Here is a 22,043-nt window from a genome sequence, read left to right as displayed (position 1 = left end):
CCCCTGATGCGCGTGGTTCCGCGGGGTAAAGGTCCGTTAAGGAGATACCGCCGATTCGAGCAGGTGAACCCGGCATCTAGACTGAAGCACGTGCCTCTCCGCGACGGACGTCTGAGCCACGACATCGATCCCACCGATCGCCCCCCGCAAGACGCTTGCGGGGTCTTCGGCGTTTGGGTCCCCGCGGACCAGGCGTCCCGGGCAGAAGTGAGCAAGCTCACATACTACGGTCTGTACGCACTCCAGCACCGCGGGCAGGAGTCCGCCGGGATCGCCGTCAGCGACGGCTCCCGCATCGTCGTGTTCAAGGACATGGGCCTCGTCGCCCAGGTCTTCGACGAGTCCGTGCTGAACACACTCCGCGGCCACATCGCCGTGGGCCACTGCCGCTACTCCACGACGGGCTCGTCCACGTGGGAGAACGCGCAGCCCACCTTCCGGTCGTCGGACGCGGGCGGGCTGGCGCTCGTCCACAACGGCAACCTGATCAACACCCCGGAACTGGCGGAACGGCTCGAACCGGGCGTGCTCACCGCGACGACCGACACCGAGGTCCTCACGGCCCTGCTCGCCACCCACGGCGACGGCGGCGCCCTGGCCGCCGCGCGGCAGATCCTCCCCGCCACCCGCGGCGCGTTCTCGCTGGCCTTCATGGACGAGGGAACGCTGTACGCGGCCCGCGACCCGGAGGGCATCCGCCCGCTCGTCCTCGGCTCCCTGGAGGACCGCGGCTGGGTCGTGGCGTCCGAGACCGCCGGTCTCGACATCGTCGGCGCCCGCTTCGTCCGCGAGATCGAGCCGGGCGAACTGGTCGCGATCGACGGCGACGGGGTGCGGTCCGAACGGTTCGCCGAAGCCCGTCCGAAGGGCTGCCTGTTCGAGTACGTCTACCTGGCGCGACCCGACACGACGATCGCCGGACGCAGCGTCCAGGCCACCCGCGTCGAGGTCGGCCGCCGCCTGGCCCGCGAGCATCCAGTCGAGGCCGACATGGTCATCCCGACGCCGGAGTCCGGGACACCGGCCGCGATCGGCTACGCGGAGGCGTCCGGCATCCCCTACGGCCAGGGCTTGGTGAAGAACTCCTACGTCGGCCGGACGTTCATCCAGCCGTCCCAGACTATCCGCCAGCTCGGCATCCGCCTCAAACTGAACCCGCTCCGCGAGGCGATCGAGGGCAAACGGCTGGTCGTGGTGGACGACTCGATCGTCCGCGGCAACACCCAGCGCGCGATCGTCGCGATGCTGCGGGACGCCGGGGCCACCGAGGTCCATGTGCGGATCTCCAGCCCGCCCGTCTCCTGGCCCTGCTTCTACGGCATCGACTTCGCCACCCGCGCCGAACTGATCGCCGGGAACCTGTCGGTGGAGGGGATCCGCGACTCCATCGGCGCCGACTCCCTCGGCTTCATCTCCCTGGACGAACTGATCTCCGCGTCCCACATCGCCAAGGACAACCTGTGCCGGGCGTGCTTCGACGGCGTCTACCCCATCCCGGTGGAGCGGGACGCCCGCGGCAAGCACCTCCTGGAGGTCACTCGATGACGTCCTACGAGGACGCCGGCGTCGACATCGCGGCGGGCGAACGCGCCGTCGAACTGATGAAGTCGCGGGTGGCCCGTGCGAGGCGCCCCGAGGTGGTCGACGACGCCAGCGGATTCGCGGGCCTCTTCGACGCCTCAGCCCTTCGCGACTACAGGCGTCCGCTCCTCGCCACGTCCACCGACGGCGTCGGCACCAAGGTGGACCTGGCCCGCCGCCTCGGCGTCTACGACACGGTCGGGCACGACCTGGTCGGCATGGTCATCGACGACCTCGCCGTCTGCGGCGCGGAACCGCTGTTCATGACGGACTACATCGCCTGCGGCAAGGTCGTCCCGGAACGGATCGCCGACATCGTCGGGGGCATCGCGGACGCCTGCGCCCTCGCCGGCTGCGCGCTCGTCGGCGGCGAGACCGCCGAGCACCCCGGCCTCCTGGACGCCGACGAGTTCGACCTCGCGGGCGCCGGCACCGGCGTGGTCGAGGCCGACGCCATCCTCGGCCCTGACCGTGTCCGCCCCGGCGACGTGGTCCTCGCCATGGCGTCGTCGGGCATCCACTCCAACGGGTACTCCCTCGTACGCCGCATCCTCGCCACCACGGACCTGACCCTCGACTCCCATCCGGCGGACCTCGACCGTCCCCTGGGCGAGGCACTCCTCACCCCGACCCGGATCTATGCCAGGAACTGCCTCGAACTGGCCCGCTCCGGCCACGTCCGCGCGTTCGCCCACATCACGGGCGGCGGCCTGGCCGCGAACCTCGCCCGCTCCCTGCCCCCGACCGTGGACGCGGTGCTGAACCGCTCGTCCTGGCAGGTCCCGCCCCTGTTCCGCGTCCTACAGTCCTTCGGAGAGGTCCCCCAATCCGAAATGGACAAGACGTTCAACCTGGGCGTGGGAATGGCCGCCATCGTCGCCCCGGACACGGCCGACGAGGCCCTCCGCCTCCTGACGTCCCGCGGCGTCCCCGCCTGGCACCTCGGCGACATCACACCCGGCACCGGCCAGGCCACCCTGACCTAAGGGTCCCCTGTGATCATCCCCACACCTCTTAGACGCCGCTGAGCACCCCCCTAAGCCCCTCCAACGCCCCACAGGCCACAGAGGGAGGCTCCCCACTCCCCATTGCCCCACCGCGCCACTCAGCGCCACGCCGACCAACCCTCACCTTCCGCTCGCACCTCTACACGGACGGTCATCTCCCGAGCCCTTGATGAATCGGTCAGGGCGTTAGCAGGTGACCTACGTCACTGTGGCGGGTTGAGGTGGCCGAAATATGACGAACGCCACTGCCCCGCGTAGGGGCAGTGGCGCGATGTCAGCCGGTCAACCGGAGGTGCCGTCCTTGCGGTCGTCCGTACCGTAGTCGTCGGCGTAGTCGGCGTACTTCTCGGCGAGATCGTCGTAGGAGTCGTCCCCCGAGTCGTTGACTCCCAATTCGCTCTTCAGGCGGTCGAGGTCCGTGTTGCCGCTGTTGTACTTGAGCTGTCGGGCAACCTTCACCTGCTTGGCCTTGGCTCGGCCGCGACCCATTGGCTCGACCCCCTCGATGGTCAGGGCTTTTGTGGGCCCATCAACCGCGTGTACCACACGAACCGGTGCCTGATGAGCCATGCGTCAGTCACGGGTACAACCGTACCCGTTTTGCGCCCGGCTCGGTACATCGACGGTACGTGGCGGCGCTTCTGTTGCTGATAACAACAGTGTATCTGGTGGTCACGTGTGCACGCCAAGGCCGCCGTGGGGCGGGGCACGGCGGCCTCGGGACGGTGTTCGGACCGTGTTCAGAGCCAGATGCCGCGCAGTCTGCCCACCTCGGACATCCGGCGTTCCGCGAGCCGGTCGGCGGCCACGGCCGGGGGGACGCCCTCGTCGGCGGCCAGCGCGAAGATCTTCAGGGTGGTGCCGTAGATGCCGGTGGCGCGGGACTTGGCGCGGTCGAAGTCGAAGCCGCCGATCTCGTCCGCGACCTGGATCACGCCCCCGGAGTTGACCACGTAGTCGGGCGCGTACAGGACGCCGCGGTCGGCGAGGCTCTTCTCCACGCCGGTGTGGGCGAGCTGGTTGTTCGCGGCCCCGCAGACCACCTTGGCGGTCAGTACGGGCACGGTGTCGTCGTTCAGGGAGCCGCCGAGCGCGCAGGGCGCGTAGACGTCCAGCTCGGTGCGGACCAGCGCGTCCGTGTCGGCGACGACCTCGACCTCAGGGTGCGCCGCCCGGACCCGGTCGACGGCGGGCTGGTTGACGTCACAGATCACGACGCTCGCGCCGTCCTCGACGAGGTGCTCCACCAGGCGGTGGCCGACCTTCCCGACGCCTTCGACCCCGACCCGCCTGCCGCGGAGCGTGGGCGAACCCCACGCGGTCTCGGCCGCCGCGCGCATGCCCTGGAACACGCCGAAAGCGGTCAGGATGGACGAGTCACCGGCGCCGCCGTACGCGACCGTCCTGCCGGTGACGTACTGGCTCTCCCTCGCTACGACGTCCATGTCCTCGCTGAACGTGCCCACGTCGCACGCCGTGTAGTACCGGCCGTTCAGTGACTGGACGAACCGCCCGTACGCCCTCAGCTTCGCCTCGGTCTTGTCGGTGGACGGGTCGCCGATGATGACGGCCTTGCCGCCGCCGAGGTCCAGCCCGGCCAGGGCGTTCTTGTACGCCATGCCCTTGGACAGGTTCAGCACGTCGGCGAGCGCCTCGTCCTCCGTCCGGTACGGGTAGAAGCGGGTGCCTCCCAGGGACGGGCCGAGCGCGGTCGAGTAGATGGCGATGATGGCGCGCAGGCCACTGGCCTCGTCCTGGCAGAAGACGACCTGTTCGTGGCTTCCGAACCGGGATGTGGAGGGAGGTGGGGAGGGATTTCCTCCCGGGGCGGCTGCGGGGGGTGTGGACGGGTTCTCCCCCTGGGTGGCATGGTCGGCGCCCTTGTGAGGCGCACCGAAGACATTAGGCACGGTAGTGCCCTCCTCTCTGTCTCTGTGATCAGCCTAGGCCGCGTGATGCCGCCGCGCCCGGGCGAATCTCATGTCACGATGCGGTGGTGCTTCCGTACGCCGCCTACCTACGGGTTTATGAGCCGGTGACCGCCTTTCCCGAGCCCGCGAGGACCCTGTGGACGGTCTACGCCGACTCCCGGCGGCGCCCACGGCGGATCCACGCGCTGGGTGTCGAGCACCGGGCCGCGGCGCTCCGGTTGACGGGTTCGCCGCCCGAGGTCGTGCCGGAGCGGGAGAGCAGGGACGCCTACGTCCGCCGCCTCGACGACATGATCTACGTGTGCCCGTGGGAGACGCGGCTGCGTTCGTGGCTGGCGTTCGAACGCTTCAGGGACCGGCACGCCGCCGATGTCGCGGCCGCGTTCGTCCCGCCGCGGGTGGCGGAGCGGGTGACGGGCGACTTCGAGCAGTGGAAGCGGTCGGGGAAGCGCCTGCGGCCGCACATCCTGACGAGTACCTGGCATGTGCCGTTGGACTGGTTCGTCCCGTTCGCGCGTGAGGAGCGGTGCCTGATGCTCGGTACGCCGGGAACCGGGTACGGCGGCTCGGGGCCGTCCGAGGAACACGCCGAACCGCCGGTCCCCGGTCAGGGGTCGGCGACGGCCGCGCCCGCGCGTACCCTCATCTACGTCACCTCGATGGGCGAGGCGCGCAGGCGGGTGGCGGACGCGCTGCCGGTCGTGCGGGAGAACCTCGGCGACGGGACGGGCGACGTCTACCTGCTGTCGGCGGGCCGGTTGGACACGCTCAGCCGGTGGCTCGGCGGGTTTCACCCACAGGCGCTCGTCGAGCTCGACTATGGAGGACTCGTTCATCTCCTGGACGACCGGACGCTCAGCACCGACGACTCCGTGGCCGAGATGGCCGTGGCCCTCACCGGGATGGGGCGCGGCGAGGCCGAGCTGACCGTCGCGATGTACAAGCGGCTGCTGGCCCGCTGGAGGCCCGTCCGGGCGCTCGAAGCGGCGAACTAAAACAAATTTCCCGAATCAGCGCGCGATACGACTATACGTGTCGCTAGAATCACGCAGCGTGACCCACTGTCCACTGGATAGGCGCCGCTCACGGGGAGGTTTCCGCGCAACTACCGCCAGGAACTTGCTTGTAGCGCTGAGTGGTGGCAAGGTTACACGTTGTGATGTCATAGTGGCTCAACTCGGGCCATAGGGGACATCAGTGACCACGCGAGGATCAATCGCAGGATCGCTGTCATCGGTCCATGGAGGAGAGGCCGCAAACATGTCAGCACGTACGCCAGAGGCCGAGCCCCTGCTGACGCCGGCGGAGGTGGCGACGATGTTCCGCGTCGACCCCAAGACCGTCACGCGGTGGGCGAAGGCGGGGAAGCTCACGTCCATCCGGACGCTGGGGGGCCACCGCCGCTACCGCGAGGCGGAGGTGCGGGCGCTGCTCGCGGGCATCCCGCAGCAGCGTTCGGAGTAGCGCTCGCGGCACGGAGCGCGGCTCGCTGCGCGATCAGGTTCTCGTCTCGTGCGAACCTGACTCCGCACGCGATCGCCATGGCCGATGGCGGTGCCGGCTGACGCCGGTGGCCGACGTCGGCGATGGCTTGGGGGGACGGCCGTCGTCGCCGTGCTCAGTTTCGCGTCGCCCTCGGGCCGGGCGCCACCGGCGCCCGCCCCGGGGGCGGCGGGGTAGGCCTCGACGGTCGCCCGGCGATCACTCAGAGTGACGATCGACGGCCGTTCGACGGTCATTCGACGATCGGTCGACCCGCCATCCGACGCCGAAATGCCCGCTGACGTGCGCGGAATTTGGGACATGAGTGATTTTTTGTCCACATGAGGACACAGTCAGCAAATGGGGTGCAGTCCGTAAAGTCTAGATAAATCGCCTAAGGATACGGATCGGTAGGACGGGCCCGCGGCCTCGACCGCGATGTCATCCCGTCACTTCCCGGACCATCCCTTCCTGGACAAACCGGTCGAACAGTTCGCCGGTGTCCGGGTCGTGGCGTCCGGCCGCGTGGAACATGGCCACAAGCTGGTCGATCAGCAGTCCTTCCAGTTGAGGACGGGGCACATCGCGGTGTTCCAGCCACTCCAACCCGGCGGTCTCGACGGCGGCCATCCACGCGCGAAGCGTGACGCGCAGGATTGGCCGCGGTGTGGCGACGTCCAGCGACCGAAGAATCCGGTCCGGCAACAGTTGCCGGATACCGTCGATGATCTCCCCGACCTCGCTCGAACGGTCGGCCGGGCCACCCCGCGACAGCGCGGTGTAACCGGCCGCGTGGCTCTCCACGAAGTCGAAGTAGCGGCGCGGGGAGACGCGCGAACGTTCGAGCGGTTCGCCGTCGGTCGCCGCTTCGAGCAGTGCCGACAGCCGTTTCGCCGCGCTGCCGAGCGCCGCCAGGTAAAGCTCGTGCGTGCCGCCGAAATAGTGGTACACCAGCGCGCGGGACGCACGCGCCGTCGCCGCCACGTCGTCGATCGAGACGTCCTCAGGCGACCGGGTGCCGAACAGTTCCAGTGCCGTCGCGATCAGTTCGTCCCGACGCTGGTCCACGCTGAGCCTGCGACGGCCTCGTCCGCCGCTCCGCCGGGCCCGTGGCGGGTCGGCCACCGCGCGATCTTCCACGGGGCAGGGTATCCAAGCGCCGGTGCCGTATTGCGACGACAAAAGGGGATAGAACCGCCTTTTCGTCGTCTCCCGATCACCGTCCGGCGGGCTGTGATCCAGAACACCACAGGCCCGAACCACCATTGTCGGATGCCCGTTACTCACTGTTGCGGCGGTTTGGGGGGAAGGCGCGGCATCATGGCATCTCCTCCCCGAGTGGAGGACGGCGCGTTCCAACCCCACCGCGCGCCGGTCGCGGCAGGTCCTGCAGGTCCCCCTGGACGGAGTGCCATGTCAGCTGATCAAGCGAACCCCCTGCACAACATGCGGGAAGAGGGTGTTGTGCCACAACCGCGCAGCGAGCCCTCTCCCGCCAGACGCGACGAGGGGAGGGCCGTCCCCGCGCCGAAACCGACGATCCGGAACGTCGCGGAGCGCGCCGGTGTTTCCAAATCACTGGTCTCCCTCGTGATGCGAGGCTCACCCCATGTGAGCGAACGGAGAAGACAGGCGGTCCTGCAAGCCGCCCGCGAACTCGGCTACCGCCCGAACGCCGTGGCGAGAAGCCTCGTCGAAGGACGGACCCGGCTGATCGGCGCGATCGTCGCCGATCTGCACAATCCCTTCTTCGCCGAGTTCCTCGACGGCCTTCAGGAAAGCCTGCACGGAGCGGGCCTGCGGATGCTCGTCGGCAGCGGCCGCTGGGACCCGCTGTTCGAGGCGGAGGCGGTCGAGGCGTTCCTGGAGATGCGCGTGGACGGGCTGGTCTTGCTCAGCGTCGTCCCCGAGTCCCTCAAGGAGGCCGCGGCCAGCGTCCCGGTCGTCGTCGTAGGCGAACGCGATGTCGTCGGAGTCGACATCGTCGTGGACGACGACGAACTCGGCGCCAGCCTCGCCGTCGACCATCTGGTCGAGCTCGGGCACCGGCGGATCGCGCACATCGAGGGGGCACGTTCCACCACGGCGCGTTACCGCCGCGCCGGATACGAGAAGGCGATGCGCCGGCACGGACTCGCCGACGAGATCGTCGTCGAGGCCGGTGACTTCACCGAGGACGGCGGATACCGGGCCGCCCGCGCGCTGCTGCGCCGCGACCCGCGCCCCACCGCCATCTTCGCTCCCAACGACCTGGTCGCGACCGGCGCGCTGTCGGCGGCCGACGAACTCGGGATGCGGGTACCGTCGCAGCTGTCGATCGTCGGGTACGACAACACCCATCTCGCGGCGATCCGGCACATCTCGCTGACCAGCGTGGACCAGCCCCGCCGGGACATGGGCCGCGTGGCCGCCGAGATGCTGACCGCCCGCATCGGCGACCCGGCCCGCACGGCCCGCCAGAACCTCGTCGTCCCGCACCTGGTTGTCAGATCGACGACGGGCCCCGCTCCGGTCCTGTGAGCCCCGGTCACAGGAACGTCCCCCCCGCCTCGGCTCCCTCCCGCAGGTCCGACCCACCCCGACGTTCGGTGCGGCCCTGCCTGGCCATGCCTCCGGACACCTGTCCGGGCCCGCGCATGGCCAGGCGCCCGGTCGTGTGACCCGCGCTGACCCCACCGTGTCCCGTCGCGTGCACGGCCGGATGACGGCCTGTTGTCCCTCGAAGCGGTGTACACCGGGTAAGAGCCCGGCCAAGACTGCCGTATTCACCGGTCCGTGACCCGCCGTCGGCGGGTTAATGGACTCCATGGTCCGGCGGGTGCCCCGGGTGGCCTCGGTTGGGCCGCCCGGACGGGGAACCCCGCCGGGGCGGACACGAGAAAGTCCACTGGGGGGTTCAGCTCGTGCGTGATCCGGAACTGGTGTCGTGCGCGCAGCGTGCGGCGAGCGAATTGGAACGCGCGTGGTCGGAGTGGCGGCACGCGCGGGGCATGGCGGAGCAGGTCGCGGAGTCCGTCGCCAGCTACGTCGCCCATTCGATCGACCATCCGTGGGGCCGTCCCCGCGTGGTCCTCGGCCTGGACGCCGACGAGGCGCGCGCCCTCGCCGCGCTGCTGGGCAAGGACGACCCGCTCAGCTGACGGGTTTCGCGGACTTCGTTTGACGAACCCTCGGCGGCGTGCAGACTGTCAGGGTCGATAACGAAGACATCACGGAGGAGCGGTCGGTGCGAATTCAGCGAGGCGGCCATCGAGGTGGCACCGCATCCGCCCGGCACGTCGTCGCTGGTCTCGCGCTGTGCCTCGGCGCGCTGACCGCGTGCAGCGCCTTCGCCGAGCCGTCCGCGGACGAGAAGCGAACGGCGGACCCGCCGACGACCGACGCGCGGGAGGCGCCGCTCCCCGGGGAGGACCCCGCGTCCGGTGACGGCACGTCCTCGCTGGACGGCAAGGTGATCGTCATCGATCCCGGGCACAACGGCGGCAACGCCGACCATCCGTCCGAGATCAACAAGCAGGTCAAGATCGGCAACGGCAGCAAGGCGTGCGACACGACCGGCACCAGTACCGGTGACGGCTACAGCGAACACGCCTTCACCTGGGACGTCTCCAACCGGCTGGCGAAGATCCTGCGCGCCCGCGGCGCCAAGGTCACGCTGACGCGCAAGGACGACAAGGGCGTCGGCCCGTGCATCGACGAGCGCGCGGCGGTCGGCAACCGGCTCAAGGCCGACGCCGCCGTGTCGATCCACGCCGACGGCGCGGCCGCGTCCGGCCACGGCTTCCACATCATCCAACCGATCGCCGTCGGAAAGAACGCCGGGATGGTGCCGCGGGCCGCCAGGCTCGGCAGGGCGCTGCGGGACGCCTACCGCGACGGCACCGGCATCGCCTACTCCACCTACCTCGGCGAGGACGGCATCGACAGGCGCAAGGACCTCGGCGGGCTCAACCTGTCGACGGTCCCCAAGGTCTTCATCGAATGCGGCAACATGCGCAACAAGGGCGATGCCGCGAAGCTGTCCAGCGCGTCGTTCCGCCAGCGCATCGCCGAGTCGCTGGCCAAGGGCTTCGCGAGCTACCTCACCTGACCGTGGCCGATCTTCGTCGCGTTCGCGACCTACTGCTCGACGCCGGATACACGGTCGCCGGTGTGCGGGAACTGCTCGGCCCCGTGGCGGGCGCCGCGCTGGCGCGGGACGAGATCGTCCCGGCGCTGCGGGCGACCGGCGGCGGCTCCCCGCTGGAGACCCTGACGCGCCTGTTCTGGTTGCAGGTCCCGGTGGACGCGTCGGCGATCCCGGTGGACGCCCTCGTCGCCGCGGGCCTCGCCGAGACGTCCGGCGGCGAGGCGCGGCCCCGGCTGCGGGTCGAGCCGCTGGAGGCCGTCGACAGCGACGGACATGCCGGGTATGTCGTATCCGATGTGAAGGTACGGCCGGGTTCAGGGACCGTTCCCGCGGCCGATCACGTCGTGGGTGCGGGCGGCGCGTCGGGAAATCTGGCCCGCCTGGTTGTCCACAGGCCTGTGGATAACGTGCTCGATATCGGAACGGGCTGCGGGGTCCAGGCGGTGCACCTCGCGAGCCGCGATCCCGGCGCGCACATCACCGTCACGGACGTCAATCGCCGCGCGCTCGACCTCGCCGCGATGAGCTTCGCCCTCTCCGGCGTGGACGATGTCGAACCGCTCAAGGGCCCGCTGCTGGAGCCCGTCCAGGGACGCCGGTTCGACCTGATCGTGTCCAATCCGCCGTTCGTGGTCGCGCCACCCGGCGGACGACACTTCACGTATCGGGAGTCCGGCCTGCCGGGAGACGACTTCTGCCGCCGACTGGTCGCCGGGGCGCCGGAGCACCTCAACGACGGCGGCTACTGCCAACTCCTGGCGAATTGGCTGCATATCGACGGTGTCCCCTGGGAGGATCGGGTCGCCTCGTGGGTGGACGGGTGCGACGCGTGGATCGTCCAGCGCGACGTTCAGGACCCGGCGGAGTACGCCGAGTTGTGGCTCCGGGACTCCTGCGAGGCGGGCACCCCCGAGTACCGCGCCCGCTACGACGCGTGGCTGGATCATCTCGACCGGCACGGCGTCACCGGAATCGGCTTCGGCTGGATCACACTCAGACGCGCCGCGCATCCCACCGTCCGGGTCGAAGAACTCCGCCATGCCGTCGAGGAGCCCGTAGGCGCCTACGTCCGCGACGTCCTGGACGGGTTCGTCCGCGCCGAAAAGTTTTCCACAGCCTGTGGACGGAAGTTGGGGGTCGCGCCCGGCCTCGTTCAGGAACAGATCGGCCCGCCCGGCGCGGAGGACCCCGAACGCATCGTCCTCCGCCAGACCGCCCGCCTGCGCCGCGCCGCCGGAGTCGGCACGGTCGAAGCCGCCCTCGCCGGTGTCTGCGACGGCGAACTGCCCCTCGACCCCCTCCTGGACGCCATCGCCCAACTAACCGGAACCGACCCCGCACAGGTGCGAGCCCACGCCGAAACCGTCCTCCCCGAACTGATAGCCGACGGCTTCTTCACCTAAGCCCAACCGACAAGGCCCGGTCACGTCGCCGAGACCAGCCTGCTGGACGCGGTTCTTCAGCCGCGGGCGTCGTCGAGGGTGGTGAAGGTGCTTTCGTGGAGGCGGCGGGAGAGGGCTCGGTTGACGTGGTGGGCCCAGAGCGGGCCGCCGTAGATCATGCCGGTGTACGCCTGGACGAGGGTGGCGCCCGCGCGGACGCGTTCCCACACGTCGTCGGCGGACTCGACGCCGCCGACCGAGATCAGTGCCAACCGGCCGTCCGTGCGGGAGCGGAGGCGCCGCAGGACGTCCAGCGAGCGGTCCTTCAGCGGCGCGCCGGACAGCCCGCCGGTCTCCTTCACCAGGCCGGGCGGGGACAGCAGGGCGTCCCGGGCGATGGTGGTGTTGGTCGCGATGATGCCGTCCAGGCCGAGTTCGACGGCGAGGTCCGCGACCGCGTCGATGTCGTCGTCCGCCAGGTCCGGCGCGATTTTGACGAGCAGCGGGACGCGGCGTTCGGACGACCGGTCCGCGGCCTCGCGCACCACCGTCAGCAGCGGACGCAGGTGCTCCACGGCCTGAAGGTTCCGCAGGCCCGGCGTGTTGGGCGAGCTGACGTTCACGACGAGGTAGTCGGCGTGCGGGGCGAGACGTTCGGCGCTGGTGACGTAGTCGGCGGCGGCCTCGCTCTCCGGGACGACCTTCGTCTTGCCGATGTTGGCCCCGACGATCGTCCGGCGGACCCGGCCGCGCAGGCGGCGCGCGGCGGCCTCCGAACCCTGGTTGTTGAACCCCATCCGGTTGATGACCGCCCGGTCACGCGGGAGGCGGAACAGCCGGGGACGCGGATTGCCGGGCTGCGGGCGTCCCGTCACCGTGCCGATCTCGACATGGCCGAACCCGAACGCGCCGAGCGCCTCGTACGCGACGGCGTCCTTGTCGAACCCGGCCGCGAGCCCGAGAGGTGACGGGAACTCCAGTCCCAGCGCGTGGACGGCCAGGGCCCGATCGCGCGGAGCGAGCAGCCGCCGCAGCAGCGGCGCGACGCCGGGCACGGCTTGAACCGCACGGAGCCCACGCAGTGTCAGGTGGTGGACGGTCTCCGCCGGAACCCGCGCGATGACCAGTGAGAAGAGGAGTCGGTACATCGTCCCCGAGTATCCCAGTCGCCCACAGCGGTCGAACGCTCAGTGTCCACGGAAGGCGCGGCGAAGGAACAACCGGACGTCGCGGCCCGCCTCCCGCATCGTCCGGCGGACGGCCCGCATGGGGTCGCCCACACAGATCCGCCAGGTCGCCCGGACGCCGCGCCCGACAGGACGCAGCACGTTCGCCCCGAACCAGCGCATCGGCACCACGACCAGCACCCGCACCGGAACGACGACCAGCACGTTCCACAGCCACCGCAGGATTCGAGCCGCGAGCCGCCACGTCCCCACGACGGCCGCGCCGATCGGCGCCAGAACGTACCGCCACAGCGCCTGAGCGGGCAGCACGATCACGTAGCGCGCCAGCCAGGCGAGGCACCGGCCGATCAGCCGCCATGACCACACCATGGCCGCCGCGAACGCGCGCCACCCGGTCAACAGCAGCCCACCGACCGCGCGGAGGACGGCGAGCACACCCCGGCCGAGCCAGGCGAGCACCAGCAACGGCGGTCGCAGAACGTACCGCCACAGGAACTTCCCGGGCAGAACCACGAGCACGGTGAGCAGCAGCCCGACCACCGTGACGAGGGCGCCCAGCAGCCAGGCCAGCCCCCGCCCCAGCCCCCGCAGCGGCACCATCAGCATCCGGCCGAGCCACCGTAGCGGCGGGACGAGCACGGCCGCGAGCGCGCGTCCGACGGCCGCGAGCAGCCGACCGAACGGAGCGAGGACGAACCGGTAGAGCAGGCGACCGAACCACACCGGCGCCCGCATCAGACCGTTCCACACCGCCCGAACGCCACGGCCCAGCGCCACGACCAGCTCGTAGACGAGCCGCAGCGGCACCACCACGATCACCGCGACCACGCGCACCGGTACCACGATCCACGCCGGGCCAGAAGGCGCCGGTGGGACCGGCTTGCCCAGATTGACCGGAGCTTCGTCGGAGCTCACTTCCACCGCCTAGCGAAACCGTCAAATGCCATACAACAGTGCATTTGACTCGGAGCGGGGGTGACCGGTTCCGAGGGGTTGAACCCGTTCCGTGAGGTTCACCGTACTGCTCCACGATCCGGGAGAGCAGTGCGGGCAGCTCCACCCCGATCGGCGGAAGGGACCAGGAACCGGAGCCGGGCCCAGACGACACGGAGGACACAGACGATGAAGATCCCACGTTGGGCGATTCCCGCCGCGGCCGCCCTGACCGCGTCCGGGCTGCTGCTCACCGCCTGCGGGCAGGAGAGCCCCCGCGGTCAGCAGAACGCCGCGGGCACCCAGCCGCAGGCCGAGCCCTCGGCGGAAGCGCCCTCGGCGGAACCGTCCCCGTCACCGGTGCCCGAACCCACCACGCTCGAGGTCGCCAACGTCACGAGGCTCGGCAAGGTCGTCACGGACGGCGACGGCAGGACGCTGTACCGCTTCGACAACGACACGGCCCGCCCGCCCGCGTCGACCTGCGCCGACGCGTGCGCCAAGGCGTGGCCGCCGGTGTCGGCGAGCGAGGCGGCGACGCGGGTCGACGGCGTCGACCAGTCCCTGGTCGGCAAGATCAAACGCCCCGACGGCACGTGGCAGGTCACGCTCGGCGGCTGGCCCCTGTACCGGTACGCCAAGGACGACGGCCCCGGCGACGTGAACGGCCAGGGCGTGGGCGGCACCTGGTACGCCGCGTCCCCGACCGGCAAGAAGGCCCTCGCGAAACGCACGGATACCGGCGACCGCTGGAAGGGCTGGACGGTCGTCAAGGCCAGGAACGACCCGAAGCTCGGCCTCATCCTGACGGACGGCAAGGGGCGGACCATGTACCGCTTCGACAAGGACACCGCCAAGCCACCGACGACGAACTGCTTCGGCGCGTGCAAGAAGGCATGGCCGCCCGTCACCTTCACCACCTGGAAGAAGCTCAAGCTCGAAGGCGTCGACCGGAAGCTCGTCAACTTCATCGAACGCAAGGACGACGGCACCTGCCAGCTCACCGTCAACGGCTGGCCCATGTACTACTACGAGAAGGACGAACAACCCGGCGACGTGAAGGGCCAGGGCGTAGGCGGCGTCTGGTGGGCCACCACCCCCACAGGCACAAGAGCCGCGACCACAGGAACCGGCGGCGGCTACGGAACGGGCGGAGGCTACTGACCAGCCACTGCCACACGGACGAAGGCGCGGAGGCGTCGCGGGTCGGTCGGGGTCCGCACTCCTCCGCGCCTTCCTTCGCTGCCATGTCCCGACTCTCGATTCTGCCCGGATGAGCGAAGATAATAAAACAGTGGCGAGACAGTTAGCCGTCAGCATAGGTCACTTTGCTAGGTGGCAACCCGTCACGTGGCTTGGCCGCCCATGGTTCTCATCAGGGCATTTACCCATAGAGCGCCCACGAACCAGCCAAGCTGCATCATGGCTGTAGGCCGTGTGGCTGACTGCAACCTGTCGTTTCGCCCTCTTCGGTCATATAGGTAGCTGTCTGCATCCTGTCTGCCATGCCAGACTGGAGGTCAAGCTAGCCGACCGTGCCGCAAGGCCGCGGGCCCAATCGGGGCGAGGGCACTATGTCGATCATTCCGGCGGCGTCGGGCGAGTCCGACTCGTCCGTTCGCCTCCTCTTCCGGCCGCTGCTCGCGGTCGACATTCAGAAGTACAGTGCTCGGTCGCCGCGCATGCAACTGCAGGCCCAGTTGGACTTGTTGGCGGCAATGGAGATCGCCGCCAAGGATGCCGGGCTGGACCGAGGTCGGTGGCTCCAGCAGGTCAGTGGTGATGGAGAGTTGGCGGTGCTGCCCGGCGACGCGGACATCGTGACGGTCGCCGGCCTGTTCGCCCCCGCCCTCGAACGCGCGCTCGTGGGGATGCGACGGCAGGCCGCCGCCGACCAGCGGCTGCGCGTGCGACTCGCGCTTCACCATGGGGCGCTCATTATGGGACCGCAAGCCTCCTTCGGTCCGGCGGGGGACGCGCCCGTGGTCGTGAGCCGCTTACTCGATGCCCGGCCGCTGCACCGTTATCTGGCCCTCCACCCAGAACGGAACGTGGCGCTCATCGTGTCCGACGGAATCTTTCGCGAGGTGGTCTGCAGCGGATTTTGTGCACTTCCCCCCGAACATTTCCAACCGATTCGCACCACGATAAAAGGGGTGATCTATCACGGTCACGTTTACGATCCAGATCGGGAGGCTGGTGTGGGCCAAGGTGGTGCGAACAACCTGCTGGTAGATGATGGAAACTCGGCCCGGCCAGGTGGGGTCCGACTTACACGCGACTGCGGATCGCACTGAGAAGATTGATCCAGTCATTGTAAGTAATGATCAGTGTGGGGCCGGCGCGATCCGTCGAATCTCGAAGATAGAAGGTACCCCGGTGTTCTCCGACTTCGACACAGTTAGCCCCGTCGCTGGTGTGAGTGCTGGTTCGCCATTGCACGTCTGCGGGTATCGGGCGCGGCAAGTCCGGTCTCCCTCCATGCGCTGTTCAGGCCGGCTCGGGGCTCGCCGAAACACGCGAGGGAGCAGGTTGCTCTGGCTGTGATGGTGTCAGGGTTTCACCGATCGCCTCGGCGTCGTTGCCGAAGAAGCCATACCTCGCCGATCGACGGGTAGGACACGAAGATCTCGCCGGACCTGTCAGATCTCATTGTAAACCGCCGGTTGAGGCGGGGCCATGAGCGATCGATACACCCTGCTCATCGCAGAGCGGGGAGAAAAACAGCCTTTTCGGATGATCTTAAATTGGGGTCTAGAGGCTGTCCGCCAGGCGGTTGAGTAGCACGGCGGTGCCCTCGGGTTTGAGTGAGACCTCGCGTAGCCTCTCGAAGCGTTCCCGGTAGGTCACCACTGCGTCCTGGAGGTCACGGGTCACCCGCATGAATCCGGGGCTTTCCAGGTGAAGCACGTCGTCGTCCTCGGCAGACGGAAACTCCAGGATCGTGAAAGAGCCGCGCAGCCCGGGGTTGGCTCCGGCGGTGAATGGGACGACCTCGATGGTGATATGCGAACGATTGGTCATTTCGATGAGATGGCGCAACTGGTCGCGCATTACCCCAGGTCCGCCGATCTGTCGGTGTACGACCGCCTCGTCAAGGACGAAGAAAACCTTCGGACCCTCATCGATTTCCAGAATCTCCTGTCGGCGCATTCGCACATCAACGAGCGCTTCGGCATCCGTGGAATGTTCCGGGGGCAGGTCGTTCTTGAGGTACTCTTGCGCGTATTCCTGCGTTTGGAGCAGTCCCGGAATGATGAGATTCTCGTACTGTCGAATGATGCCGGCTGCGGATTCGTAGCCGATCAGGTCGTAATATTGCTGGGAGAGGATTTTCTTGTAACCACTCCACCAGGTCCGTTCACGTGCGGCTTTGGCCAACTGCACGAGTTCGTTGATCCGCTCTTCCGCGACGCCGTAAAAGGCGAGCATGGCCCTGAGGTCGGTCGTCGATATATTGACCGCCCCGGACTCAATTCTGATCACCTTGGAGAGGGACCAATCGAGCCTCTCGGCGACCTGCTCCTGGGTGAGGGACGCTTCGTCGCGGGCCTTGCGGAGTTCGACACGCAGGCGTCGCTGGCGCACCGTAGGACTGATCGCCGCAGGCACCGGCAGCTCCCTTACAGATCACGTCTGTGCGACTCGGACACAGCTACATCGCAATATGCCCTGTAGCGTACCGCCAACCCTCAGTATGCCAGGCAGCCACCGGGCGACATGGCCCGATAGGGTCAGGCTCGCGTCAAGGTTGATCACGTGCGTTCGCCGTGGCGGATGCTCTACAAGCTTGAAGCGCCGATGGCCGGTAGCGGGGTTCTCGATCACTCTTTGGATCTCGACAGTTACCGGATCCGGTGATCGAATAGAGTTCGAACCGCCACGGATGCGGCCCGCCGGAGTGTCGCACCCGGGTGGGTGGCTTCGGGAGGTCCGATGGTCGAGCGAATCGAGCAGGCCGGACGAGCGGAACCGGACGTGCCGGGACGTGCCCGTTCCCCGCGGGGGAGGGCGACCGGACGGCACGGGCCAGGGGGACGACGGCGGACGGGGCTGCTCAGAGCCGGGGTCGCGCTGACGCTGGTGGCCGGGGGATTGACGGCCTGCGGCGGCGGCGGGGGAACTCCCACCCTCAACTGGTACATCAACCCGGACAACGGGGGGCAGGCGACGATCGCCGCGTCGTGCACGAAGGCCGCGGGCGGGAAGTACCGGATCAAGACGGCGTTGCTTCCCAGCGACGCGACCCAGCAGCGCGAGCAGCTGATCAGGCGGCTGGCGGCCCAGGATTCCGGTGTCGACCTGATGAGCCTGGACCCCGTGTTCGTCCCCGAGGCCGCCAACGCCGGGTTCCTGCGGCCGTTCACCGCGAGCGAGGCCGCGCCGTTGACGCAGGGGGTGTTCGACAGCGCGGTGCGGAGTTCGACGTGGGAGGGCAAGCTCTACGCGGCGCCGTTCTGGGCGAACACGCAGTTGCTCTGGTACCGGAAGTCGGTCGCGAACAAGGCGGGCATCGACCCGACGGCCGCCGACTTCACCTGGGACAAGCTGATCGACGCGGCCGTCCGGACCAACACCACGATCGGTGTGCAGGGCAACCGCTACGAGGGCTACGTGGTGTGGATCAACGCGCTGATCGCTTCCGCCGGGGGACGGATCATCAGCGACGCGGAGCAGGGCGACGAGGCGAAGATCGAGATCGACTCTCCGGCGGGACGGCAGGCCGCGGCGATCATCCAGAAGCTGGCCAGGTCGCGGGCGGCGAGCCCGACGTTGTCCACCGACATCGAGGAGCCGTCCCGGGCGACGATCAACGGTCCGCGCGGCGGTTTCCTGCTCAACTGGGGATATGTCTGGCGGGCCGAGCAGGGTGACGCCGAGGCCGGGGCCATCAACAAGAACATTCCCGCCGACCTGGGGTGGGCGCGCTACCCGAGGGTGAGTCCGGGGCAGGAGAGTCGGCCGCCGTTCGGTGGCATCGAGATCGGCGTCAGCGCGTACGGCAAGTACCGAGACGATCTGGCGATCGAGGCGGTCCGCTGCATCACCTCGCCCGCGAACATGAAGCGGTACATGCTCGACGAGGGCAATGTCGCCGCACGTCCCGCGATCTTCACCGATCCGGACATCCTCAAGGAGTTCCCGATGGCCCCGCTGATGCGGGACTCCATCGCCGCCGCGACGCCGCGTCCGGCCACGCCCTACTACGCGGACGTCTCCGGGGCCATCCAGAGCCGCTGGCATCCGCCCGCGTCGGTGAACCCGAGCACGACGCCGCGCGAGTCCGCCGAGTTCATCCGCGCGGTCCTGCGCGGCCAGGCCCTGCTCTAATCGGAGGTGTTCGGATGACATCCGTCGACACGGCCCCCGTACGCGGGGAGATCTCCGACCGCGGCCGGGCCGAGCGCAGGCTGGGACTGCTGCTGTCCACCCCGGCGGTGGTCGTGATGCTGCTGGTCACCGCGTATCCGCTGGGCAACGCCCTGTACCAGTCCTTGTTCAGTTACCGGCTCACCGCGCCGGACGACCGGCGTTTCGTCGGTCTCGACAACTACGCGACCGCGCTGACCGACGGCCTGTTCTGGCAGACGGTGCTCACCACGCTGGTCATCACGGTGGTCACGGTGGGCGTGGAGCTGGTCATCGGGTTCGCGCTGGCCATGGTCATGCACCGGGCGGTGTTCGGACGCCGGACGGTGCGGACCGCGATCCTGCTGCCGTACGGCATCGTCACGGTGATCTCGGCGTTCGCATGGAAGTACGCCTTCGACGTCCAGTCGGGGTTCGTCAACTCGTGGTTCGGGCTCGGCGACTACGCGTGGTTCTCCGACCGGTGGGCCGCGCTGTTCGTGATCGTCCTGTCGGAGATCTGGAAGACGACGCCGTTCGTGTCGCTGCTGCTGCTCGCCGGGCTCGCGCAGGTGCCGCGCGACCTGGGGGAGGCGGCGACGGTGGACGGCGCCACCGCGTGGCAGCGGCTGAAACGCGTGACGATCCCGAACATGAAGGCCGCCATCCTCGTCGCGCTGCTGTTCCGCACCCTGGACGCGTGGCGGATCTTCGACAACGTGTTCATCATGACCGCGGGCCAGGAGAAGACCCAGGTGCTGTCGTTCCTGACCTACCAGCAGATCATCACGCGGACCGAACTCGGCCTCGGCAACGCGGTCGGGGTGCTGCTGTTCCTGTCGGTGGTGCTGATCGCGGCCGTGTTCATCAAGGGGTTCAGAGTGGATCTCTCCCAGGTGCGAGGTGATCGGTGATGGAGTCGACGCGTTCGAGGGCGCTGTGGATCGTCGTCTCCCTGCTGATCCTGGTGTGGACGGCGTTCCCGATCCTGTGGATCGTGATGCTGTCGTTCAAGACGCCCAGCGAGATCGGCAACGTCCAGGGGTTCTTCCCGCAGGACTGGACGTGGGAGAACTACGAGACCGTCTTCAAGACCGACCTGTTCACCTCGGCGCTGATCAACTCGATCGGCATCTCGCTGATCGCGACGTTCGTCGGGGTGACGTTCGCGACGCTGGTGGCGTACGCGATCGCGCGGCTGGACTTCCCCGGCAAGCGGCTGATCCTGTCGTTCGCGCTCGCGATCGCGATGTTCCCGGTGGTGTCGCTGGTCGGGCCGCTGTTCGACCTGTGGCGCGACATCGGCCTGTACGACACCTGGCCCGGTCTGATCATCCCGTACATCTCGTTCGCGCTGCCGCTGGCGATCTGGACGCTGTCGGCGTTCTTCCGCGAGATCCCGTGGGAGATGGAGCAGGCGGCGCAGGTGGACGGGGCCACGTCCTGGCAGGCGTTCCGCAAGGTGATCGTGCCGCTGGCCGCGCCGGGGGTGTTCACCGCCGCGATCCTGACCTTCTTCTTCTGCTGGAACGACTTCGTGTTCGGGATCTCGCTGACCTCGACCGACAACGCCCGGCCGGTTCCGGCGGCGTTGGCGTTCTTCACCGGGGAGTCATATTTCGAGCAGCCCACGACCGCGATCTGTGCCGCCGCGGTGGTCGTCACGATCCCGGTCGTGATCGTCGTCCTGCTGTTCCAGCGTCGCATCGTGGCCGGGCTGACGTCCGGCGCCGTCAAGGGCTGAGGGGAAATCATGGCCGCCATCACCATGAAGAACATCGTCAAGCGGTACGGCGACGGTTTCCCGGCCGTGCAGGAGGTGTCCCTGGACGTCCGGGACGGCGAGTTCATGATCCTCGTCGGGCCGTCCGGGTGCGGGAAGTCCACGCTGCTCCGGATGATCGTCGGACTGGAGGACATCACGTCCGGGGAGATGCTCATCGGCGGGAAGGTCGTCAACAAGGTCGCGCCGCGCGAGCGGAACCTGTCGATGGTGTTCCAGAACTACGCGCTGTACCCGCACCTCACCGTGTTCGAGAACATCGCTTTCCCGCTGCGGCTCGCCAAGACACCGAACGAAGAGGTGAACCGCCGTGTGAAGGAGACGGCGGAGCTGCTGGAGCTGACGGAGCATCTGGACCGTAAGCCCTCGCACCTGTCCGGTGGTCAGCGGCAGCGCGTCGCGATGGGACGCGCGATCGTCCGGGAGGCGGACGCGTTCCTGTTCGACGAGCCGCTGTCGAACCTGGACGCGAAACTCCGCGGTCAGATGCGCACCGAGATCTCACGCCTCCAGCGACGCCTCGGTGTCACGACCGTGTACGTCACGCACGACCAGACGGAGGCGATGACGCTAGGCGACCGTGTCGCGGTGCTGCGCAAGGGCGTCCTGCAACAAGTAGGAAGCCCACGCGCACTGTACGAAGAACCCGTCAACCTGTTCGTGGCCGGGTTCATCGGGTCGCCGTCGATGAACTTCCTTCCCGCGTCCGTGGACGGTTCGTTCCTCGAAACCCCACTCGGACGGTTCGAGGTACAGGACGAACGCAAGCTCGCCGCAGTAGGCGACCGTGACGTGGTGCTCGTCGGCATCCGTCCGGAGCATTTCGAGGACGCGTCGCTCGTCGGGGATGAGAAGAAGTCGCAGGGCAGCATCATCCGGGCGCGTGTGGACGTGACCGAGTGGCTCGGCAACGAGCAGTACGCGTACGTCCCGTACGAGGCGCCCGCCGACCTCGCCGCGCAGCTTCGCGACCTGTCCCGGGAGCTGGACAGCGACCAGCTCCGCACCCAGGCCGTCGTCTCGCTGGACGCCGCCAGCACGATCACGCCCGGCAGGGAGGCGGAGCTGTGGATCGACACGAAGAGACTGCACCTCTTCGACCCGGCCACCAGCGACAACCTCACCCGTGACGAGGAGCACGTGGCCGAGCTCGACCGTGTCGCGGAGGAGTCGCGTGCCGCCCAGCGCGAGGCCCAACGGGAACCGGCGGAAGGCCCCGGCGCGACCGTGGCGGAGCCGTGAGCCACGAGCCTGACTGGTGGCGAAGGCCTCCTGACAC

General features: G+C 68.6%; 21 protein-coding genes. 14 read left to right on the top strand and 7 right to left on the bottom strand.

What is annotated here, in order from left to right; translation table 11 throughout:
- The first annotated feature begins 90 nt into the window (after nucleotides 1–90).
- A complete protein-coding gene (purF, locus tag D0T12_RS28230) occupies nucleotides 91–1,545 on the top strand; it encodes an amidophosphoribosyltransferase (protein WP_117403251.1) in 1,455 nt (484 codons plus the stop codon).
- A complete protein-coding gene (purM, locus tag D0T12_RS28225; protein WP_117403249.1) occupies nucleotides 1,542–2,567 on the top strand; it encodes a phosphoribosylformylglycinamidine cyclo-ligase in 1,026 nt (341 codons plus the stop codon). The genes purF and purM overlap by 4 nt, the downstream gene beginning before the upstream one ends.
- Nucleotides 2,568–2,870: 303 nt before the next feature.
- On the opposite strand, the gene D0T12_RS28220 is transcribed toward purM, so the two are convergent.
- Nucleotides 2,871–3,077 carry a DUF3073 domain-containing protein gene (locus D0T12_RS28220; RefSeq protein WP_117403247.1) on the bottom strand — a complete coding sequence of 69 codons (207 nt, stop codon included), beginning with the start codon at nucleotides 3,075–3,077 and terminating at the stop codon, nucleotides 2,871–2,873.
- A gap of 251 nt (nucleotides 3,078–3,328) precedes the next feature.
- Complete coding sequence (locus D0T12_RS28215; RefSeq protein WP_117403245.1) at nucleotides 3,329–4,498, bottom strand: Leu/Phe/Val dehydrogenase; 1,170 nt, start codon at nucleotides 4,496–4,498, stop codon at nucleotides 3,329–3,331.
- Nucleotides 4,499–4,584: 86 nt separating this feature from the next.
- Between D0T12_RS28215 and D0T12_RS28210 the strand changes: the two genes are divergently transcribed.
- Together D0T12_RS28210 and bldC are read left to right on the top strand one after the other, a co-directional pair.
- Complete coding sequence (locus D0T12_RS28210) at nucleotides 4,585–5,514, top strand: hypothetical protein (protein ID WP_117403503.1); 930 nt, start codon at nucleotides 4,585–4,587, stop codon at nucleotides 5,512–5,514.
- Nucleotides 5,515–5,779: 265 nt separating this feature from the next.
- Nucleotides 5,780–5,983 carry a developmental transcriptional regulator BldC gene (bldC, locus tag D0T12_RS28205; RefSeq protein ID WP_012850682.1) on the top strand — a complete coding sequence of 68 codons (204 nt, stop codon included), beginning with the start codon at nucleotides 5,780–5,782 and terminating at the stop codon, nucleotides 5,981–5,983.
- Between the two features lie 459 nt (nucleotides 5,984–6,442).
- Here bldC and D0T12_RS28200 read toward each other — a convergent pair whose 3' ends face one another.
- Nucleotides 6,443–7,267, bottom strand: coding sequence for a TetR/AcrR family transcriptional regulator (locus tag D0T12_RS28200; protein ID WP_117403243.1), 825 nt, complete (start codon nucleotides 7,265–7,267; stop codon nucleotides 6,443–6,445).
- A gap of 147 nt (nucleotides 7,268–7,414) precedes the next feature.
- Here D0T12_RS28200 and D0T12_RS28195 point away from each other — a divergent pair, with 147 nt between their 5' ends.
- The 4 genes from D0T12_RS28195 to D0T12_RS28180 all read left to right on the top strand — a co-directional run bounded on the left by D0T12_RS28195 (nucleotide 7,415) and on the right by D0T12_RS28180 (nucleotide 11,533).
- A complete protein-coding gene (locus tag D0T12_RS28195) occupies nucleotides 7,415–8,521 on the top strand; it encodes a LacI family DNA-binding transcriptional regulator (RefSeq protein ID WP_407642121.1) in 1,107 nt (368 codons plus the stop codon).
- Between the two features lie 383 nt (nucleotides 8,522–8,904).
- Complete coding sequence (locus D0T12_RS28190) at nucleotides 8,905–9,141, top strand: hypothetical protein (protein ID WP_117403240.1); 237 nt, start codon at nucleotides 8,905–8,907, stop codon at nucleotides 9,139–9,141.
- Nucleotides 9,142–9,227: 86 nt separating this feature from the next.
- A complete protein-coding gene (locus D0T12_RS28185) occupies nucleotides 9,228–10,091 on the top strand; it encodes an N-acetylmuramoyl-L-alanine amidase (RefSeq protein WP_233526331.1) in 864 nt (287 codons plus the stop codon).
- A gap of 2 nt (nucleotides 10,092–10,093) precedes the next feature.
- On the top strand, nucleotides 10,094–11,533 hold the full coding sequence (locus tag D0T12_RS28180; RefSeq protein WP_233526330.1) for a DUF7059 domain-containing protein: 1,440 nt from the start codon (nucleotides 10,094–10,096) through the stop codon (nucleotides 11,531–11,533).
- Nucleotides 11,534–11,589: 56 nt separating this feature from the next.
- On the opposite strand, the gene D0T12_RS28175 is transcribed toward D0T12_RS28180, so the two are convergent.
- Both D0T12_RS28175 and D0T12_RS28170 read right to left on the bottom strand, forming a co-directional pair.
- Entirely contained in the window at nucleotides 11,590–12,660 is a 1,071-nt protein-coding gene (locus D0T12_RS28175; RefSeq protein ID WP_117403237.1) for a quinone-dependent dihydroorotate dehydrogenase, read from the bottom strand.
- A 39-nt stretch (nucleotides 12,661–12,699) separates the two neighbouring features.
- Nucleotides 12,700–13,533: a hypothetical protein gene (locus tag D0T12_RS28170; RefSeq protein WP_117403236.1), complete on the bottom strand. Its 834-nt coding sequence runs from the start codon at nucleotides 13,531–13,533 to the stop codon at nucleotides 12,700–12,702.
- Nucleotides 13,534–13,821: 288 nt separating this feature from the next.
- Here D0T12_RS28170 and D0T12_RS28165 point away from each other — a divergent pair, with 288 nt between their 5' ends.
- Both D0T12_RS28165 and D0T12_RS28160 read left to right on the top strand, forming a co-directional pair.
- Complete coding sequence (locus D0T12_RS28165; RefSeq protein WP_117403235.1) at nucleotides 13,822–14,796, top strand: hypothetical protein; 975 nt, start codon at nucleotides 13,822–13,824, stop codon at nucleotides 14,794–14,796.
- A gap of 410 nt (nucleotides 14,797–15,206) precedes the next feature.
- On the top strand, nucleotides 15,207–15,929 hold the full coding sequence (locus D0T12_RS28160) for a hypothetical protein (protein WP_199487751.1): 723 nt from the start codon (nucleotides 15,207–15,209) through the stop codon (nucleotides 15,927–15,929).
- Here the strand turns inward: D0T12_RS28160 and D0T12_RS37470 are convergent.
- Both D0T12_RS37470 and D0T12_RS28150 read right to left on the bottom strand, forming a co-directional pair.
- Nucleotides 15,904–16,074, bottom strand: a complete 171-nt coding sequence (locus D0T12_RS37470; protein WP_158581658.1) for a DUF397 domain-containing protein — start codon at nucleotides 16,072–16,074, stop codon at nucleotides 15,904–15,906. The two genes, D0T12_RS28160 and D0T12_RS37470, sit on opposite strands and share 26 nt — an antisense overlap.
- A gap of 312 nt (nucleotides 16,075–16,386) precedes the next feature.
- The gene (locus D0T12_RS28150; RefSeq protein ID WP_158581657.1) at nucleotides 16,387–17,244 is read right to left on the bottom strand and encodes a helix-turn-helix domain-containing protein; all 858 of its coding nucleotides are present in this window, start codon (nucleotides 17,242–17,244) and stop codon (nucleotides 16,387–16,389) included.
- A gap of 324 nt (nucleotides 17,245–17,568) precedes the next feature.
- Between D0T12_RS28150 and D0T12_RS28145 the strand changes: the two genes are divergently transcribed.
- From D0T12_RS28145 to D0T12_RS28130, 4 genes are read left to right on the top strand one after another with little or no spacing between them, the layout of a single operon-like run.
- Nucleotides 17,569–18,963, top strand: coding sequence for an extracellular solute-binding protein (locus D0T12_RS28145; protein ID WP_117403232.1), 1,395 nt, complete (start codon nucleotides 17,569–17,571; stop codon nucleotides 18,961–18,963).
- 14 nt (nucleotides 18,964–18,977) lie between these two features.
- Entirely contained in the window at nucleotides 18,978–19,895 is a 918-nt protein-coding gene (locus D0T12_RS28140; RefSeq protein WP_117403231.1) for a carbohydrate ABC transporter permease, read from the top strand.
- Nucleotides 19,895–20,725: a carbohydrate ABC transporter permease gene (locus D0T12_RS28135; protein WP_117403230.1), complete on the top strand. Its 831-nt coding sequence runs from the start codon at nucleotides 19,895–19,897 to the stop codon at nucleotides 20,723–20,725. Before D0T12_RS28140 ends, D0T12_RS28135 begins: the two co-directional genes overlap by 1 nt.
- Before the next feature lie 9 nt (nucleotides 20,726–20,734).
- Nucleotides 20,735–22,006 carry an ABC transporter ATP-binding protein gene (locus tag D0T12_RS28130; RefSeq protein WP_117403228.1) on the top strand — a complete coding sequence of 424 codons (1,272 nt, stop codon included), beginning with the start codon at nucleotides 20,735–20,737 and terminating at the stop codon, nucleotides 22,004–22,006.
- The last annotated feature ends 37 nt before the right edge of the window (nucleotides 22,007–22,043 follow it).

The sequence above is a fragment of the Actinomadura spongiicola genome, from assembly GCF_003432485.1.
Classification (GTDB): Bacteria; Actinomycetota; Actinomycetes; order Streptosporangiales; family Streptosporangiaceae; genus Spirillospora; species Spirillospora spongiicola.
This window is presented reverse-complemented; position numbering and strand designations above follow the sequence as displayed.

Coding starts and splice junctions, on each gene's coding strand:
- D0T12_RS28135 (WP_117403230.1), top strand. CDS start 19,895: ATGGAGTCGACGCGTTCGAGGGCGCTGTGGATCGTCGTCTCCCTGCTG.
- D0T12_RS28145 (WP_117403232.1), top strand. CDS start 17,569: ATGGTCGAGCGAATCGAGCAGGCCGGACGAGCGGAACCGGACGTGCCG.
- D0T12_RS28130 (WP_117403228.1), top strand. CDS start 20,735: ATGGCCGCCATCACCATGAAGAACATCGTCAAGCGGTACGGCGACGGT.
- D0T12_RS28200 (WP_117403243.1), bottom strand. CDS start 7,267: ATGGTGGTTCGGGCCTGTGGTGTTCTGGATCACAGCCCGCCGGACGGT.
- D0T12_RS28175 (WP_117403237.1), bottom strand. CDS start 12,660: ATGTACCGACTCCTCTTCTCACTGGTCATCGCGCGGGTTCCGGCGGAG.
- D0T12_RS28165 (WP_117403235.1), top strand. CDS start 13,822: ATGAAGATCCCACGTTGGGCGATTCCCGCCGCGGCCGCCCTGACCGCG.
- bldC (WP_012850682.1), top strand. CDS start 5,780: ATGTCAGCACGTACGCCAGAGGCCGAGCCCCTGCTGACGCCGGCGGAG.
- D0T12_RS28195 (WP_407642121.1), top strand. CDS start 7,415: ATGTCAGCTGATCAAGCGAACCCCCTGCACAACATGCGGGAAGAGGGT.
- D0T12_RS28140 (WP_117403231.1), top strand. CDS start 18,978: ATGACATCCGTCGACACGGCCCCCGTACGCGGGGAGATCTCCGACCGC.
- D0T12_RS28160 (WP_199487751.1), top strand. CDS start 15,207: ATGTCGATCATTCCGGCGGCGTCGGGCGAGTCCGACTCGTCCGTTCGC.
- purM (WP_117403249.1), top strand. CDS start 1,542: ATGACGTCCTACGAGGACGCCGGCGTCGACATCGCGGCGGGCGAACGC.
- D0T12_RS28220 (WP_117403247.1), bottom strand. CDS start 3,077: ATGGGTCGCGGCCGAGCCAAGGCCAAGCAGGTGAAGGTTGCCCGACAG.